Below are 16,741 nucleotides of genomic sequence, written 5' to 3'. Positions count from 1 at the left end.
ATCGCCCTGGCAGCCATGTGTCCAGACTGCCAGTCCCTGAAATTCACCGGGAAGCTGCGGGTCGTGGACAAAAGCTGGGTGGACAAGGTCTTTGCGCAGAATCCCGGTATGAACGAGGTCTACCCCGGTGAGAGCCGTTATATCCTGGACGCCTTCCACATCTACGCGGGCCATGGCGAGTGGTTCGACCTGCTCCACTATCCCATCAGCCGGGAGACATTTGCCTACGGCGGGGACACGGAGGAGTACAACGGCTTTGTGATCCAGGATGCATGCATCGGCTGCGGCGCCTGCGCCTCAGCCTGTCCCCAGAAGTGCATCACTCCCGGAACGCCCTATGTCATCAACTGGGCGCACTGCCTCCAGTGCGGCCGCTGCGCGGAGGCCTGTCCGGCAGACGCAGTGCGCCGCCTGCACCCGTAAGCGGCTCATGGAACTGCTGCAAGGGATTTTGGGCCTGTACGCCCAGCGGGCAGACTGGTTCGCGGGATTGCTGCAGGCCCACATCGGCCTGGCTCTGACCGCCATCGCCATGTCCGGCATGATCGGTCTTTTGACAGGCATCTGGATCGCGGAGCATCCCCGTATCGCGCCGCCGGTGATGGGCGTCTGCAACGTGCTGTACACCATTCCCGCCATCTCCCTGCTGGGCATCCTGATCCCCTTCAGCGGGATCGGCAACAAGACTGCCGTTATTGCCCTGACGGTTTACGGCATCATGCCCATGGTGCACAACACCTACGTGGGACTCACCACACTGGACCCGGATATTCTGGAGGCAGCCAGGGGCATGGGCAGTACGGGGACACAGGCGCTGTTTCGGGTGAAGCTGCCCATGGCCGCCGGAGTCATCCTGGCGGGCGTGCGGAACATGGTGGTCATGACCATCTCCGTGGCTGGCATTGCCTCCTTTGTGGGGGCCGGTGGCCTGGGCGTGGCCGTCTACCGGGGAATCACCATTTACGATCCGGCCATGACGGCGGCGGGCAGCATCCTGATCGCCCTGCTGGCCATTGTCTGCGATCTGGCGCTGGGCGCGCTGGAGCGCTATTTCAAAAAGAGAGGAAGCTGAACTTATGAACATCCTGAATCGACTGCAGGCGGCCGTCCTAGCCATCCTGATGCTGGGCACCCTGACCGGCTGCGGCGGAGGCGCCGCCTCCGGAGGGGAGACCGGCTCTGGCGACCCTGTCCGAATCGCCACCAAGCCCATGACGGAACAGTACATCCTGGGAGAGATGCTGGGCCTTCTCATTGAGCAGGCCGGCTATGACGTGGAGATCACTAAGGGCGTGGGCGGCGGCACCAGCAACATCCAGCCCGCCATGGAGAGCGGAGAGTTCGACCTCTATCCGGAGTATACCTCCAGCGGTTGGGTACTGGTGCTGGACCACCAGGCCGAGGGTGTGGATGATGCAGAGATGTTCACCCGGCTTCAGCAGGAGTACGAGGAGAAGTTCCACATGACCTGGGTGGGGAAGTACGGCTTCAACAACACCTTCACCGTCGCCGTCCGGGGCGATGTGGCGGAGCAGTACGGCCTGGAGACCACCAGCGACCTGGCCGGGGCGGCCGGTGAGCTGACCTTCGGCGGAAACCCGGACTATCTGGAGCGGGAGGACGGCTTTCCAACCCTGTGCAAGACTTACGGCCTGGACTTCCGGAATGTGGTGGACATCGACATCGGCCTGAAATACCAGGCCCTGGCCGGCGGAGATATCGACGTGACCAACGCCTTCACCACCGACGCCCAACTGGCGAATCCGGACACAGACCTGGTGACGCTGGAGGATGACAAGCATCTGCAGGTGAACTACTTTTGCTCCACGGTGGTCCGCCGGGACGCATTGGAAAAATTCCCCGGTCTGGAGGAGGTGCTGATGCAGATGGACGGTATTCTCTCAGACGGGGAGATGGCCGCGCTCAACTACCAGGTGGAGGTGGAGGGCCGGAACGAGCGGGATGCGGCCAGGGACTTCCTGCTCCAGAAGGGCCTGCTGGAGGCGTGATATGACCCAGCCGATCATTCGCTTTGAAGGCGTCTCCAAGGCCTTCGGCACCCAGACCGTTCTGCGGGACTTCTCTTTGGATGTGGAGCCGGGCGCATTTGTGTCGATCATCGGCCGGTCCGGCTGCGGAAAGACCACCGTGCTGAAGCTGGTAAACGGCCTGCTGTCGCCGGACACGGGCCGAGTCCTGATCCAGGGGCAGGATGTGGCCCGAATCGACCCGGTGGCCCTGCGCCGCCGCATCGGCTACGCCATCCAGAACGTGGGCCTGTTTCCCCACATGACCGTGGAGAAGAACATTGCCTATGTGCCCGCCATCTCCGGCCTGGAGGAATGGAAGGGGAAGCAGTGCAGAGAAAAAGTCGCTGCCCTGCTGAAGCAGGTGGGGCTGGACCCGGCGCTGGCGGGGCGGTATCCCCGCGCCCTCTCCGGCGGGCAGCGCCAGCGGGTGGGCATCGCCAGGGCGCTGGCCGCCGGTCCGGAGCTTCTGCTGATGGACGAGCCTTTCGGCGCGGTGGACGAGATCACCCGGGGCCAGCTGCAGGATGAGCTCCTGCGCATCCACCGGGAGAGCGGCATCACCGTCCTGTTTGTGACCCACGACATCGCGGAAGCCCTGAAACTGGGGACCCGCACACTGGTGATGGACGCCGGGCAGATCCAGCAGTATGACGCGCCCAGCCGCCTCCTGGCGCACCCGGCCACGTCCTTTGTGGAGCGGCTGGTCCGCCGCAGCCGGGTGTTTCAGACCCGGGCGTAACGTCTCCGGCAGACCGGCCGTCCGCTGGAAATGGACAAAAGAGAAAAGAGGTCCGAAGGACGTACGTCCTTCGGACCTCTTCGCTTATGGGGATCAGCTTGCCAGCATGCTGGGCAGCCAAGTGACCAGCGGCGGGAACACCGCGCAGAGCGCGGTCACGATACAGATGATGATAATGAACGGTATAACGCCCCTGTAGACCTCCTGGATTTTGATGCTCGGAGGCAGGATGCCCTTCACATAGAACAGGGCGAAGCCGAAGGGCGGCGTCATGAAGCAGGTCTGCAGCAGCGTGGCGCTGACGGCCACCAGCCACAGCCGGTCGAAGCCGAAGGTATCCATGATCGGCAAGAAGATGGGGAACACGATCATGACGATGCCCAGCCAGTCGATGAACATGCCCAGAAGGAACATGATGACCATCATGATGGCGAAGGCGCCCCACTTGCCGATACCCATGCTCAGGACCCAGTCCGCGATGATCTGGTCACCATCCAGAGACATGAACACGCCGGTAAAGGCAGCTGCGCCGAAGAGGATGATGAACACCATGGCGGTGGTTTTGGCGGTGTCGATCAGAGACTCATAGAGCATCTTCCAGCTGAACTGCTTGTAGAAGATCGCCAGGATCAGGGAGAACAGGGCGCCGATGCCCGCGGCCTCCGTGGGGGTGGCGATGCCGCCGAAGATGGAGCCCAGCACGCCGAAGATCAGAATCAGCGGCGGGATCAGGTTGATCAGGGAGCCGGTGATGCGCTTCTTCAGGGGCATCTCCGCCAGCTCCTCGGGACTCATGGCCGGGCCCCAGTCGGGATGGATGTGGCAGACCACCATCAGGTAGATGATGTATCCCAGGGACAGGCTCAGGCCGGGGACGATGGCGGCGAAGAAGATCTTGCCGACGGAGACCTCTGCGTAAGAGCCCATGGAGACCAGCATGATGGAGGGCGGGATCAGAATGCCCAGGGAGCCGCCGGCGCACACCATGCCGCAGGCCAGGGAGGGCTTGTAGCCGCTGCGCAGCAGCACGGGGAGAGACAGCATGCCCATGGTGACAACGGAGGCGCCCACGATGCCGGTGGTGGCGGCGAACACGGTGGAAACCAGGATCACGGCCAGACCCAGTCCGCCCTTCAGGGGCCCCAGCAGGTAACGGATGGACTCAAACAGGCCGTCCGCCACCTTGGAGTGGGTCAGGAAGTTGGCCATCAGCACGAACATGGGGATGGCCACCATGGAGTAGCTTTGCATCTGGTCGTAGATCTTTGTCATGGCGATGGTGACGCCGGGGGTACCCCAGGCCAGCCAGCCGACGATGACGCCGGCGCCGCCCAGCACGAAGGCCAGCTCCTGGCCCAGGACAAGGCCCACGACCATCAGGCCGAACAGGCCGAGGATCAGCGCCACGCCAAGCGTGCCGGCGGGGATCTCAGCGGCTGCGACCAGCCCCTGCAGTTGTTCCAAAATCGCAGTCATCCCTGCGCCTCCTTTCCGTTCGCGGAAGCCGTGACGAGTCCCTCCACATGCTTGAGGATCTCAGAGACGGCCTGGATGGCGAGCAGCACCAGCCCCACGAACAGGCAGAGCTTCACCGGCCAGGTGGGCGCGGCCCACACGGAGTAGGTCTGCTCACCGGTGGTATACGCGTTCAGGAAGAAGGTCCAGCTGGCGGGAACGAGACCCATCAGGAAGGGGACCAGGAAGATCGCGTATGTGACGATATGCAGGATGTGCTGGACCCGGACAGGGAACATGGCGTAGACCACGTCCACCGCCACGAAGGCCTTTTTCTGAAGGCCGTATGCGCTGATCAGAATGATATAGCAGGCGAACAGCATCACGATCAGGTCCTGAGTCCAGATCTGCGGCCGGTTGAAAATACGGCGCAGGATGACCTCGCACATGATGACGGCAAGGATTGCCAGCGACAGGACGGAGAAGATCCGGCCCAGGAAGTCGTTGAACTTGTCGATGCCATTGTAGATTGCTTTGATGGCTTTCATCAGAAATTCACACCTCTTTCATAAACTCTCTCATCAGTTGTTGAAGAGGCGTTCATTCGCCGCGGTTGAAGCCGAAGCCGTAGTCGCCGGTCCAGTCGCGGTAGTTGTTGGCAGTCTCACGGTAGGCCTGCATGGACTCATAGACCATCTTGAAGTTGGGGTTGATCTCGCACTCCTCCTTATAGGTCTCGATGCAGGTTTCACGGATAAGCTGCATGTCCTCGTCGGACAGGCTGGTGACCGTGACGCCCTGATCCTCGATCATCTGATTGGTGACGGTCATATCATTGTAGATGTAACGGGAGAGCTGCTCACCGCAGCAGAGGCGGGCGGCGCTCTCAAAGGCCACCTGATAGGCCTCAGGCAGGCTTTCCCAGGCCTGTTTGTTCACCATGACGCCGTTGACACCGGCGGACTGATACCAGGCGGGGGCGCACCAGTAGGGGGCGACCTCCTGCAGCTTCAGGGAGTCGTCGGCCTTGGGGCCGGAGAACTCGCCGCCGTCGATCACGCCGCGCTGCAGGGACTCATACAGCTCGGAGGCGGCCACGGTGGTGATGTTGATACCCAGCTTCTGCGCTGCCTTGCCGGCCATGACGCCGCCCAGGCGGATCTTCATGTGCTGCATATCCTCGATGGAGGTGATGGGGGACACGGAGCGGATGCCGGACTCGGAGGGGTTGGTAACCAGCGGGAAGTACTCCATGTTGTACTGGCCGTACATCTCCTTATAGCAGTCCATGCCGCCGGCCTCATAGATCCAGGTGTAGTAGTCCAGGGCGGTAAAGTCGTCCATGATAGTGGACAGCAGCTCAAAGGCCGTGTCCTTGCCGGACCAGTAGCCGCCCCAGTCGCCGCCGCACTCCACGGTGCCCTGGCTGACAAAGTCGAACAGCTGGCTGGCGGAGCACAGTTCGCCCTCGGAGTAATTGGTAATGATGAACCGGCCGTCGGTCAGCTGGCTCACCAGCTCCGCGAAGCGCTGGTCCACGGTGAAGTGGACGTTACCAGCGCCCCAAACGGAACCCATCTTCCAGGTCACGACAGGCAGGCTGCTGTCGCCGCCGGCAGCGGTGGCGTTCAGATTCGCGGTGTCCATGATGCCGCTGTCGGCAGATGCGCAGCCGGACAGCAGCACGGCGGGCAGCAGCAGCGCCATGGTCAGGAACAGTGCAAAAAATCTCTTTTTCATTTCGCTTTCTCCTTGGTCTTTCCTAATTTCACACAGGTGCAGGGGGAAGTCACTCAGTTCCGGGGATCGCCTTCTTTCCGTTGGCCGCAGGGCCGTATTCAAGAAGCTCCCGCTGTTCCGCCGGGGAGCGCGGGAGAACATCTTCCACAAGCTGGGCCGCCCATATTCTGGCGGCGGACATCAAAAGAGCCCGCTCTTTTCTGAGAGTCGGCTCTGCTTGACCGGAGGCTCCTCGCCGCGCTTGCGCAGCTGCCCGCGCAGGCGGCTCAGAGACACTGGGGACATACATAAAAAGGATGCGATGTGCTTGATGCTGACCACGTCCGCCAGCTCGGGATAGCGGCGGAGAAACCACTGGTACCGCTCCATGGCGGAGCTGATGCCGAGAAGAAGCTTCAGCTCCCGTTCCAGCTTCAGTTTCTCCAGCAGGTAAGAACTATACAGCTGCTGCAGCTCTGCGGACTGCTGGAACTGCTCCGCAAGGAGCTGGGTGGGGATGGACAAGAGCACACAGTCCGTCACCGCCTCAAAGTTGATCGGGAAGGAAGCTGTCAAGATGCTGAGACTCAGCACGGCCTCTCCAGGCCGGTAGAGGAAGCAATCCGTGATATCCCGCCCTTTTTCATCCGTCAGGTAACCCCGAATGACTCCGCTGACCAGAAACGGGATCCAGTCAGAGCAGGCGTCCGGCTTGGCGACAAGCTGCCTCTTTTTGCAGGAAAAAAGCCTTGAGGCATCTGCGAGACTGGCGGCCAGATCTGTATCCTCAAGGTGGAGGATCTCCTCCAAACAATCCTGAATATGCATCGCATCTTCCTTTCTTTCGCCGCAATTATACAAAATTGCAGGGAAGATTGCATTAACACAGGTTAATTTTTCTGTCCTCAAACAGAAAAAAGTTAACATTTTGTTAAAAAATTTTTTAAATGCAAGAAACGGACGACACACAAAAGGCTATCCTGGGAATCACCTGGGTGGAGAGCGGAATTTCTGTTGAAAATCTATTGACATCGTGTCAGAATACGGCTATAATGCAGATACTGACACTATGTCAATAAGGAGACCTGCAATATGAGAGCGAATGTCTATTTCACAAGGGAGATCACGCCTGAAAAAGTAGTGGAGCTGTATCGTGCCCTGGGCGTGGAGCTGCCCGGCAAGGTGGCCGTGAAGGTCCACTCCGGGGAGAAGGGCAACCAGAATTTCCTGCGTCCGGAATTCTGGTGTCCCATGGTAGAGGAGGTCCACGGCACCATCGTGGAGTGCAATACCGCCTATGGTGATGCGGCCGGCGGTGTCCGGGATCATACGGAGTCCCACCGGAAGCTGCTGCAGGAGCATGGCTGGACCAAGTACTTCGACGTGGACCTGATGGACGCCGAGGGCCCCGACGTGGTGTGGCCCATCCCCAATGGCAAGGTCCTGAAGGAGAACCACGTGGGCAAACACATCCTGCATTATGACTCCATGCTGGTGCTGGCCCACTTCAAGGGCCACCCCATGGGCGGCTACGGCGGCGCCCTGAAGCAACTGGCCATCGGCTGCGCCTCCCGGGCGGGGAAGGCACTGATCCACTCCGCCGGGAAAACCGATGACCGCTTCAAGACCTGGGAGCAGCACGCCAGCTCCGTGGTCTTTCCAGAGGCCATGGCGGATGCTGCCTCCAGCGTGATAGAGCACTTTCGGGGCAAGATTGCCTTCATCAATGTGATGAAGAACCTGTCCGTGGACTGCGACTGCTGCGCCGTGGCCGAGGATCCCTGCATGAAGGACATCGGCATCCTGGCCTCTCTGGACCCAGTGGCCATCGACCAGGCCTGTATCGACCTGGTAATGCAATCCGATGATCCGGGCAGGGAACACTTCATGGAGCGGGTGAACAGCCGCAACGGCATCCACACCATCGAGGCCGCAGCGGAATTGGGCTTCGGCTCCCGGACGTATGATCTGACCGAACTGTAAGCATTGAAAGGAGCAACCTGCAATGAGCAAGATATTGATCGCCTATTTTTCCGCCAGCGGCGTCACGGCCCGCACGGCGAAGGAGATGGCAAAGGCCGCTGGAGCGGATCTGTATGAGATTTGTCCGGCAGAGCCCTATACCGCTGCGGACCTGAACTGGATGGACCAGAAGAGCCGCAGCACGCTGGAGATGAACGATCCAGCCTGCCGCCCCGCCATCGCGGCACCGGCGGCGGATCTGGACCAGTACGACACCGTGTTCGTCGGCTTCCCCATCTGGTGGTATGTGGAGCCCCGTATCGTGGACACGTTCCTGGAGAGATATGATTTTTCCGGCAAGACGGTGATTCCCTTCGCCACCTCCGGCGGCAGCGGGATCGAGAAGGCGGAGCGGAGCCTGAAGTCCCACTGTCCCCAGGCCAACTGGAAGAAGGGCAAGCTGCTCAACCACATGGATGTGGCCGCCTGGACCAAAAGCGTGCTGGATTCGGGGTGCTGAAGCGCCGGGGGCCGCTGAGCAGGCGTTCCCAATACCCGGCACATCCGGCTGGGTGAGAGCTGTGGACGGACGCCCCGTGTTCTATTTGACACAGCGATGGGAAACCGGTATCATGTGTTTGAACAGCACTGGGACCATAGGCGCGGAATGCGTGCCGGAAACCCATGGAAACAAGAGAGGGAACTGCCATGCCGAGAGGATCAGAAGAGCTGACGAACGCGCGGAAAGCGGAGATTGTCAATGCCTGTGCCGTACTCTATGAGACCAGGAGCTTCAAGGAGATCACGCTGAAGGAGATCGGGGAGAAGACCTCTTTCACCAGAACGTCGATCTATAACTATTTCCAGACAAAAGAGGAGATCTTTCTGGCTCTGTTCCAGCGGGAGTACGAGGCATGGATCGAGGATCTGGACGCCCTGCGCTGTGGACACCGGAAGTTGTCCGTGGATGCTTTTTCCGACGAGCTGGCCCGCACGCTGGAGCGGCGGGAGCGGCTGCTGAAGCTGATGGCCATGAATCACTATGATATGGAGGCCAACAGTCGGATCGAAAATCTGGTGGCGTTCAAGAAGGCGTATGGCGGCTCCCTGCTGGCCGTGACCCACTGCCTGGAGAAGTTTTTCCCCCGGATGACGGATGAGGACGTGCAGGGATTCCTCTATGCTTTTTTCCCGTTCATGTTCGGTATTTACCCCTATACCGCAGTAACGGAGCAGCAGCGTACGGCTATGGAGCTGGCGGGCGTCGGCTATGTCCGGATTTCTGTCCGGGAGCTGACGCGGTCGTTTACCGCCAAGCTGCTGCAGGGATTTCAAATGTGAGGGAGGAGGTCCGCCGGACCCGGCGTTCCGTTTCCTGTCTGAATGACAGCCCTGCGCCGGACCGGCGCGGGGCTGCTTTTCTTGGGTGGAAGCGGCGGAAGACTGTGGGGATGCTGCCTTTCCGACAGGAGCTGCCGGGAAGGGAGCTGAAATCCTGGAGGGCCGGTTGGAAGCACCCGGACGCTGCGGCCCGCTGGCCCATGCGCCCGCCTCCAATCAAGCATAGAAGGCCGCCCTTGTAGGTGCCCGGGACCGTTTCTCAAACCGGAAGGGTGCCATGATCCACCCCGGTATGTTACCGAAAAAGACTGCGGCTCCGCATTTTGGGGTTTCCATTTTGGGAAAATTGGGCTATGATGAAACAAAATGGGCCCCGATACCAGCACAGGGCAGAAAGGCGTTCCTATGGATATCAAACAGTTGTATTATTTTACGGCGGTGGCACAGGCGGGCAGCTACTCCAAGGCAGCAGAGAGTCTGGCAGTGTCGCAGCCCACGCTGTCCGTCACGGTCAAAAAACTGGAGGAGGAGCTGGGTGTTCAGCTCTTTTACGCCTTCAACCGGGAGCAGCACCTGACCGACGAGGGTCTGCGCCTGTGGACCAAGGCCAAGCAGATCCTGGACCTGTATCAGGAGACGCTGGACGATATGAAGACCACCAACAAAAACAGCTCCGGCAAATTCACCCTGGGCCTCTCTCCGCTGTTCGGCGCCTGCTTTTTCGGCGACTTGATCCCCAATTTCTCCATGGAGTATCCCAATATTGAGATCAAGATGATTGAGGACGGCGCCTACCGCATCGACCAGCGGATCGAGCGCGGCGAGGTGGATATCGCCGTCACGCTCAATTCCAAACGCCTGTCCTCCTTTGCTTACTGTCATTTTTCCACCCAGAGGAACGTGGCGCTGCTTCACAAGAGCCACCCGCTGGCGAAGGAGCCCTCCGTCACGGTCTCCCAGCTCCGGGATGACTCTTTCGCCATCTTCAATCAGGACTTCATTCTCCACGAACAGATCGTGGACGCCTGCCATGCGGCCGGTTTCCGGCCGAAATTCGCCCTGCTCAGCTCCCAGTGGGATTTCATGGTGGAGCTGGTGTCAAAAAACCATGCGGTTTCCATCCTGCCCAAGCCGGTGCTGGACAAGCATCCGGATCCTAATGTGTGCTGCGTGCCCATGAGCGACAGCATGAAATACTGGGACATCGTGCTGGCCTGGAACAAGGACAAGTATATGCCGAAAGCCTGCGCGCTGTTTCTGGATTACTGCAAGCACCATCTCCCGCCGGATGACCTTTAAGACGGGTATTGAAGCGAGCTATTATTTTTTATAATAATATTTTTTGAATAATATTATAGAATTGGAATTTTTACAATAAAAATTCTATATAATTTTTGATAAATTAAATTATTGAAATTTATATATTCTTCCGCTATGATAAACATTGGAAGCACTGCCGGCCGGCGGCTTTTCTGTGTGAACCCCGGATCCGTCCAGAGTTGTAGCCTGGACCAGATCTACATTACTGATAGCGGGAGGAAGAAAGCCTTTATGTTAAGTTTGGTTGGCATTATTGTCGGCCTTGCGCTGCTGATCTTTTTGGCATTCCGTGGAAAATCCCTGCTTTGGGCCGCTCCTGTCTGCGCGCTGCTGGTGGCCTTCACCGGCGGGCTGGACATGTTTACCGCCTATACGCAGAACTACATGGAGGGTATGGTCGGCTTCGTCAAGGAGTGGTTCCCGGCGTTTATGCTGGGCGCGATTTTTGGCCAGATCATGCAGGATTCCGGCGGCGCGGTCTCTTTGACGAAAGCCGTTGTAAAGCTGGTCGGGCGGGACAAAGCGATCTTTGCCTCCGTCCTGTGCGGCGGTGTGCTGGCTTATGGCGGGATCTCAGGCTTCGTCATCATTTTCTCCATGTATCCCATTGTGCTGGGGCTGTTCAAGGAGGCTGACATTACCCGGCGCCTGATTCCGGCCACGATTATGACCGGCGCTTTTACCTTTGCCATGAGCGCGATGCCCGGCACGCCGACGATCCAGAACCTGATTCCCACAGAGTATTTCGGAACCACCGCCACGGCGGCGCCTGTGATCGGGATTGTGTGCACCATCATCATGTTCGTGGGTCCTGTCCTGTGGCTGAGCTGGCGGGCCAAGAAGTTCCGTGCCGCGGGCGAGGGGTATGACGAACCGGATGAGATGCCGGAGGAGGTGCCGGACGATAAGCTGCCCCCGGCCTGGTGCTGCTTTATCCCCTTTGTGGTCATTGTGATCCTGCTGAATGTGTTCAAGATGAACATCGTGGTGTGCCTGCTGGCGGGGATCCTGCTCTCCCTGGTGTTCCTGTTCCTGATGGGAAAGGTGCGGGGCAGTGTGTATCTGACCAATGTAGGTGAGACCTGCAACAAGGGCTGCCAGAGCGCAGTGTCCGCCATTATGAACACCGCGGCAGCGGTAGGCTTCGGCTCCGTTGTGAAGATTACCCCGGGTTTTGCGTTCCTGTCCGAGCTGGTTTTGGGAATCGGCGGCAGTCCCCTGATCGCAGAATCCATTGCCATCAATGTCCTGGCTGGTGCCACAGGCTCCGCCTCCGGCGGTCTCCAGATCGCCCTGGACGCTCTGGCGGATAACTTTATTCAGATGTCCCAGACCTCCGGCATTCCTCTGGCGGTGTTCCACCGGGTTGGCTCCATCGCCTGCGGCGGACTGAACACCATGCCCCATGACGGCGCGGTGGTCACCTATCTGTCCTACTGCAAGATCTCCCACAAGCGCGGATACTTCGATATGTTCATAGTGGCCGGCGCAATTCCCATCCTGGCCAATATCGTTGCCATCATTCTGGGTACCATCGGCATCGTCTGACGCTTCGGACGAGATCAAGATACAAGATAAATGATTGAGGAGGAAATCATGATGACTATGAAATCCGCATTGATTACCGGTGCTGCGTCCGGTATCGGCAAGGCCTGCGCCGAGCGCATGGCGCAGGAGGGCTACGGCGTCGTGGTGGCGGATGTGAATCTGCCCGCTGCGGAGGAACTGGCTGCCAAACTGGCAGCAGAGGGCCTCTCCGCCATCGCCGTCCACATGGATGTGGCCGATGAGCAGGAGGTGGAGGCTGGTTTTGACAAGATGATGGAGACCTACGGCTCCTGCGATCTGGTCATGTCCAATGCCGGTGTGCAGATCGTCCACCCCTTTGAGGAGTATCCCTTCGCGGACTGGCGGAAGATGATGGCCATTCACGCCGACGGCGCCTTCCTGGTGTCCCGGGCGGCTTACCGCCGGATGAAGGCCTCCGGCAAGGGCGGCCGGATCGTGTTCACCGGCTCCGTACAGTCCTTCGTGGGCTCCAAGCTGAAAGAGCCCTACAACTTCGCCAAGCACGGCGTGGCCGGACTGGCAAAAGCCATCGCCCGGGAGGGCGCCGAGTACGGCATCTACACCTATACCATCTGCCCCAGCTTCATCAAGACGCCGCTGGTGGAAAAGCAGATCCCCGAGCAGGCGGCTTCCCTGGGCATTACGGAGGAGGAAGTGGTGAAGAACATCATGCTGCGGGATACCGTGGACGGGGTGTTCACCACGGTGGAGGATGTAGCCAACACGCTGGTATTCCTGTCCAAGGATCAGGGCGCTCTGACGGGCCAGTCCCTGCGGCTGACCCACGGCTGGGCCATGATGTAATAGAATCATAGGAATCATAAAAGGAGGCAGCTATGGAACGAATTGCGGTTTATGGAGCGGGCACCATCGGTTCCTGCCAGGCCACGCTCATCATCGGCAACGGCCTGCCCTGCACGGTCATCGGACACTCGGAGCGGGGGCTGGAGCGGTGCCGGAAGTCCATCGAGCAGAACTGGGATGACCTGATCGCCGAGGGCCTGGCTACGGAGGGCAACAAGCAGGCCGCCATGGCCCTGGTCACCATCACCAACGACCCTGCCGCTCTGCAGGAGCACACCTTCGTCTTCGAGGCAGTGGCGGAGGGCACTGAGGAGAAGCGGGCCGTCTATGAGACCATCGAGCAGAACGCTGCGCCCAACGTGGTGATCGCCTCCTGCACGTCCTCCATCGACGCAGAGATCCTGGCGGGGCTGGTTTCCCACCCGGAGCGCCTTCTGATCGCGCATCCGTTCCAGCCGGTGCACATGCTGCCCCTGGTGGAGGTGGTGCGCCACGAAAAGACGGCGGAGGACACAGTGACCCGTACGCTGGCGCTGCTGGAGACGCTGCACCGGCAGGTAGTGGTGCTGAACCGCAGTGTGCCCGGCTTCCTGGTGAACCGTTTTGCCCAGGCGCTGTTCCGGGAGTCCATCTACCTCATTGAGCAGGGAGTCACCACCGCGGCGGACATTGACCGGGCGGTGAAGTACGCCGTGGGAATGCGCTATGCATCCATCGGCCTGCTGGAGTATTTCGACGCCGTGGGATACGAACTGGAGAGCGCCATTGCAAAGAACGTCTATCCGGACCTGTGCGGCACCCGGGAGCTCCAGCAGCTGGTGCTGGACGGCCTGGCCACCGGCAAGACCGGGCAGGCGGCGGGGCAGGGCCTGTACGACTGGTCTCAGAAGGACGCGGACGACTTCCGCCGCCGTAAGCAGAGCCCGTACTTTGCGGGCGTTAAAGAGTGGGCCATGCCCGATGTGAAGTGACCGCTCGCAGCTGATTCAAAAGCAGAAGGACAGGCATCCGGAATCTCCGGATGCCTGTCTTTTTGGAAAGAGGGGAGCACACTGCGGCGTGCCGGGCTCTTTGCACACATGCCGTCCTGCCTGGAACGGTTTTCCACTTTCCGGATACGGAGCCGCCTGATCCCACAGGCCGGATTCGGAGAGGAGGACAATTGTTTCCATCAAAACGAAAATATTACTGTGCTTTAATTGGCGAAAAGTAAAATTACATTACAGGAAATTCGCCCTTCTCCCATGCGGCGCGGACGGAGGCGGCCTGTTCAGTGCTGCCGCTGGCCCTCGGGCCGAACCGCCAGCAGGACCACGCCGCTCGCCAGCAGGACGAACTGGACGAAAAGAACGGCCGCCGGCAGCGTAAACGCCGGGTCCAGTGTCCCCAGGGTCAGGGGATACTGGGCGAAGAGGCGCCCGTTCCACAGCCCCAGCGATTCCGGCAGGGGGAGCGCCAGACAGACGGGAGAAACCAGCATCCAGACATAGAGCAGCCAGGGCCGGAGCATTCCCAACAGCCAGCCGCTGCCCAGTGCGAACACCAGCGGAGGGACCAGTGTGACCAGCGTGGGAAATACCAGGCCGCTCCAGCCATACCAGCCGAAATAGATCCCATAGAAGCAGGCGGCTTCTGAGATGCAGGCCAGCGCCAGCAGGGCGGTGCCGGTCAGAGCGGCGGCGCACCGGGCCAGGGCGTACCGGCGGGGCAGAAGGGGAGCCGCGTCTGTGAGCACTGCTGCCCGTCGGGCTTTTTCCGAGGTGAAGAAGGTCAGGAAAAACAGCGCCCCGATCCAGAGCAGCGGGAGCATCCGGCTCAGAAAGTCCCCGAAGCTCCAGGGGGAAAAGGGGGCGGTGTGGGACACCCCGAGGATGGTCACGCGCCGCAGCACCTGCCAGCCGTAGAACAGGAGCACCAGCACAAGCCCGGCGAAAAATTTGTTCCACAGCAGGCGCTTGCACTCATAGAGAAAAATTTTACGCAAGGTTCAGGTCCTCCTCTGTCAGCCCGCAGGCGTTTAAAAAGTCTTGGTAGGTCAGATAGGGATACATGGGATCCAGCTCCCGGTTGAACAGGCCGCGGAGGATCCGGTCCATGGCCTCCTCGCCGCCGACCAGTTGCTCCGCTTTCAAAATCTTCAGGGGCATTTCGCAGTACTGCCGCACATAGCGGAGGCTGTTGGAGATCTCCAGCCGCTCCTCTTCGGGCAGCGCCTCCAAATAGTCCGGATTGCGGACATAGAAGTTCAGGTAATAGTTGTCCACCGCCTGCTGCCACTGGTCCACATAGTGCTCCTGTGCGTAGGATGGGCCGTATCGCTCCTTGACAATACGGTAGGTGGTGTAGACCGTCAGGCCCTCTGCCGACCAGGGGCTGCTTTCATCCGACGCATCAAACATGTTTCCAAGGCCCCACCACTGATGGACCAGTTCGTGGATCATGACTTCTCCGGCTCCGCCGCCCTTGCCGGTATCGCTCAGATTGTCGGCGGTGAAGTCTGCCTCGTCCAGCAGACTGGCGCCGTTTGCGGCGTAGCCGCCGCCGGTCACCCGGCTCTGAATGAGCTTCAGGGTATCGCCGGTGCCGAAGGACAACATGCCGTAGTGCGCTGTACAGTAGTCCACCACCGACTTCACGGCCTCCGCCGCCCCGGCGGCCTCCATGACGGCCTGATGCTTGCGGCCGTAGTAGAATTCGATGTCCATGCCGCCGGCCTGGATATCCTGGCGGATGTAGTCCCCGGCATAGAGAATGCCGCCGGCGCTGTTGGAGTCATAGCGCCAGGTTTTTGTGCCGTCTGTCTGTTCTGCGATGACCTCCGCCTTGCTGGCCCCGAAGGGGATGACCGACATGGATGCGGGAAGCGTGATCTCGATGGTGGTGGGATAACCGTTTTCCCCCGGCAGCACGTTTATCAGGCGGGGAGACAATCCGGCATTTTCCAGGCATAGGTATTCAGAGCTGATCTCCGTGCCGCCCTGCATGATGGACACATTCCGGTTTTCCCGGGGAAAGCCACCGTAGTCCATAGTCAGTTCGATCTCCCGGTCCGACGGGAGGGCCACCTCCAGCATGGCCTCGTTGTACTCCTGATAGTCGCTCACAGAGAAGGGCACTTCGGCGCCGTTGACCCGCACGTTGGAGATGGTATAGCCCGGATTGACGCCGAAGGCCGCTGTCCACGCCTGCCCGGAGGTGTTCCGGAACCGGTAGGCCGCCGTGCCAGAGACCGTCCCAGCGGTGGTGTCCGGGAATACCTGGGCGCTGCGGCTGGTGCAGACCACATTCTCCGCATAGGGAACCTGGTAGAAGTCCATAACCGTCTGGTCGGGGTTGCTGCGGTCCACCAGGGGCTGGGCGGCATAGGCAAAGCCGGAACAGGCCAGAAGCGACAGGGCGATGATAGGCCGGTGGGCCCGCCGCACGCTCCGGGCCAGGGAGCCGGGCAGCCCCTTCCCGTACTGCCGGATGCAGAGATACGACACCGTCCAGATCCCCGCCAGGGCCGCCAGCCAGGTGAGCCGCATCCAGGCTACGGACCGAAAGATGCGGAAATTGGAGAAATCGTCCGACAGCGCCCACACGCAGGGGTTCAGCCAGCAGAGCTGCCAGTTGTCCGCCCAGACAGTCAGGCTCAACGCCGCAAAGGCGGCAAAGAGCACCAGGGACAGGTCCGCCCGCCGGGTATATTGATAGGCTGCAGAGGCAGCCAGAATAGCCAGCGGGAGCGCCAGTCCCATGAACAGTAGGTATGCCAGGACATAGTCGCCCCCGTCAAAGACGGAGCCGATCAGCCCACAGC

General features: G+C 60.2%; 17 protein-coding genes. 11 read left to right on the top strand and 6 right to left on the bottom strand.

Annotation, left to right across the window (positions count from 1 at the left end):
• The 4 genes from QVE23_RS00630 to QVE23_RS00615 all read left to right on the top strand — a co-directional run.
• A partial coding sequence (locus tag QVE23_RS00630) for a DUF362 domain-containing protein (protein ID WP_502919048.1) occupies positions 1–423 on the top strand: 423 nt, incomplete at its 5' end.
• Between the two features lie 7 nt (positions 424–430).
• Positions 431–1,072: an ABC transporter permease gene (locus QVE23_RS00625; RefSeq protein ID WP_119310908.1), complete on the top strand. Its 642-nt coding sequence runs from the start codon at positions 431–433 to the stop codon at positions 1,070–1,072.
• A 4-nt stretch (positions 1,073–1,076) separates the two neighbouring features.
• On the top strand, positions 1,077–2,009 hold the full coding sequence (locus QVE23_RS00620) for a glycine betaine ABC transporter substrate-binding protein (RefSeq protein WP_021748838.1): 933 nt from the start codon (positions 1,077–1,079) through the stop codon (positions 2,007–2,009).
• Between the two features lies 1 nt (position 2,010).
• Positions 2,011–2,769: an ATP-binding cassette domain-containing protein gene (locus QVE23_RS00615; protein ID WP_256264479.1), complete on the top strand. Its 759-nt coding sequence runs from the start codon at positions 2,011–2,013 to the stop codon at positions 2,767–2,769.
• A gap of 93 nt (positions 2,770–2,862) precedes the next feature.
• Here QVE23_RS00615 and QVE23_RS00610 read toward each other — a convergent pair whose 3' ends face one another.
• From QVE23_RS00610 to QVE23_RS10890, 4 genes are all read right to left on the bottom strand, one after another.
• Positions 2,863–4,245 carry a TRAP transporter large permease gene (locus QVE23_RS00610; RefSeq protein WP_021748836.1) on the bottom strand — a complete coding sequence of 461 codons (1,383 nt, stop codon included), beginning with the start codon at positions 4,243–4,245 and terminating at the stop codon, positions 2,863–2,865.
• The gene (locus tag QVE23_RS00605; RefSeq protein ID WP_021748835.1) at positions 4,242–4,772 is read right to left on the bottom strand and encodes a TRAP transporter small permease subunit; all 531 of its coding nucleotides are present in this window, start codon (positions 4,770–4,772) and stop codon (positions 4,242–4,244) included. The genes QVE23_RS00610 and QVE23_RS00605 overlap by 4 nt, the downstream gene beginning before the upstream one ends.
• 52 nt (positions 4,773–4,824) lie before the next feature.
• Positions 4,825–5,964, bottom strand: coding sequence for a TRAP transporter substrate-binding protein (locus QVE23_RS00600; protein ID WP_021748834.1), 1,140 nt, complete (start codon positions 5,962–5,964; stop codon positions 4,825–4,827).
• Positions 5,965–6,144: 180 nt separating this feature from the next.
• Positions 6,145–6,771 carry a Crp/Fnr family transcriptional regulator gene (locus QVE23_RS10890; protein WP_021748832.1) on the bottom strand — a complete coding sequence of 209 codons (627 nt, stop codon included), beginning with the start codon at positions 6,769–6,771 and terminating at the stop codon, positions 6,145–6,147.
• 264 nt (positions 6,772–7,035) lie between these two features.
• On the opposite strand from QVE23_RS10890, the gene QVE23_RS00590 reads away from it, so the two are divergent.
• The 7 genes from QVE23_RS00590 (at position 7,036) to QVE23_RS00560 (ending at position 13,910) form a co-directional block, all read left to right on the top strand.
• The gene (locus QVE23_RS00590) at positions 7,036–7,926 is read left to right on the top strand and encodes a DUF362 domain-containing protein (RefSeq protein WP_021748830.1); all 891 of its coding nucleotides are present in this window, start codon (positions 7,036–7,038) and stop codon (positions 7,924–7,926) included.
• A 22-nt stretch (positions 7,927–7,948) separates the two neighbouring features.
• On the top strand, positions 7,949–8,425 hold the full coding sequence (locus QVE23_RS00585) for a flavodoxin (protein ID WP_287967414.1): 477 nt from the start codon (positions 7,949–7,951) through the stop codon (positions 8,423–8,425).
• A gap of 188 nt (positions 8,426–8,613) precedes the next feature.
• Positions 8,614–9,246, top strand: a complete 633-nt coding sequence (locus QVE23_RS00580; protein ID WP_036630013.1) for a TetR/AcrR family transcriptional regulator — start codon at positions 8,614–8,616, stop codon at positions 9,244–9,246.
• Between the two features lie 405 nt (positions 9,247–9,651).
• The gene (locus QVE23_RS00575; RefSeq protein WP_025544428.1) at positions 9,652–10,545 is read left to right on the top strand and encodes a LysR family transcriptional regulator; all 894 of its coding nucleotides are present in this window, start codon (positions 9,652–9,654) and stop codon (positions 10,543–10,545) included.
• Between the two features lie 252 nt (positions 10,546–10,797).
• Positions 10,798–12,114: a GntP family permease gene (locus QVE23_RS00570; protein ID WP_021748825.1), complete on the top strand. Its 1,317-nt coding sequence runs from the start codon at positions 10,798–10,800 to the stop codon at positions 12,112–12,114.
• Positions 12,115–12,162: 48 nt separating this feature from the next.
• Positions 12,163–12,939 carry a 3-hydroxybutyrate dehydrogenase gene (locus tag QVE23_RS00565; protein WP_036627612.1) on the top strand — a complete coding sequence of 259 codons (777 nt, stop codon included), beginning with the start codon at positions 12,163–12,165 and terminating at the stop codon, positions 12,937–12,939.
• A gap of 32 nt (positions 12,940–12,971) precedes the next feature.
• Positions 12,972–13,910, top strand: coding sequence for a 3-hydroxyacyl-CoA dehydrogenase family protein (locus QVE23_RS00560; protein WP_021748823.1), 939 nt, complete (start codon positions 12,972–12,974; stop codon positions 13,908–13,910).
• Positions 13,911–14,209: 299 nt separating this feature from the next.
• On the opposite strand, the gene QVE23_RS00555 is transcribed toward QVE23_RS00560, so the two are convergent.
• Positions 14,210–14,923: a hypothetical protein gene (locus QVE23_RS00555; RefSeq protein ID WP_119310914.1), complete on the bottom strand. Its 714-nt coding sequence runs from the start codon at positions 14,921–14,923 to the stop codon at positions 14,210–14,212.
• Positions 14,916–16,741: M1 aminopeptidase family protein (locus QVE23_RS00550; protein WP_287967413.1), on the bottom strand; the 1,826-nt coding region annotated here is incomplete at its 5' end. The genes QVE23_RS00555 and QVE23_RS00550, both read right to left, overlap by 8 nt.

It is taken from the genome of Oscillibacter sp. KLE 1728, from assembly GCF_934833455.1.
GTDB lineage: Bacteria > Bacillota > Clostridia > Oscillospirales > Oscillospiraceae > Oscillibacter > Oscillibacter welbionis.
The sequence above is the reverse complement of the archived record's forward strand: the minus strand, read 5'-3'. Positions and strand labels throughout refer to the sequence as shown.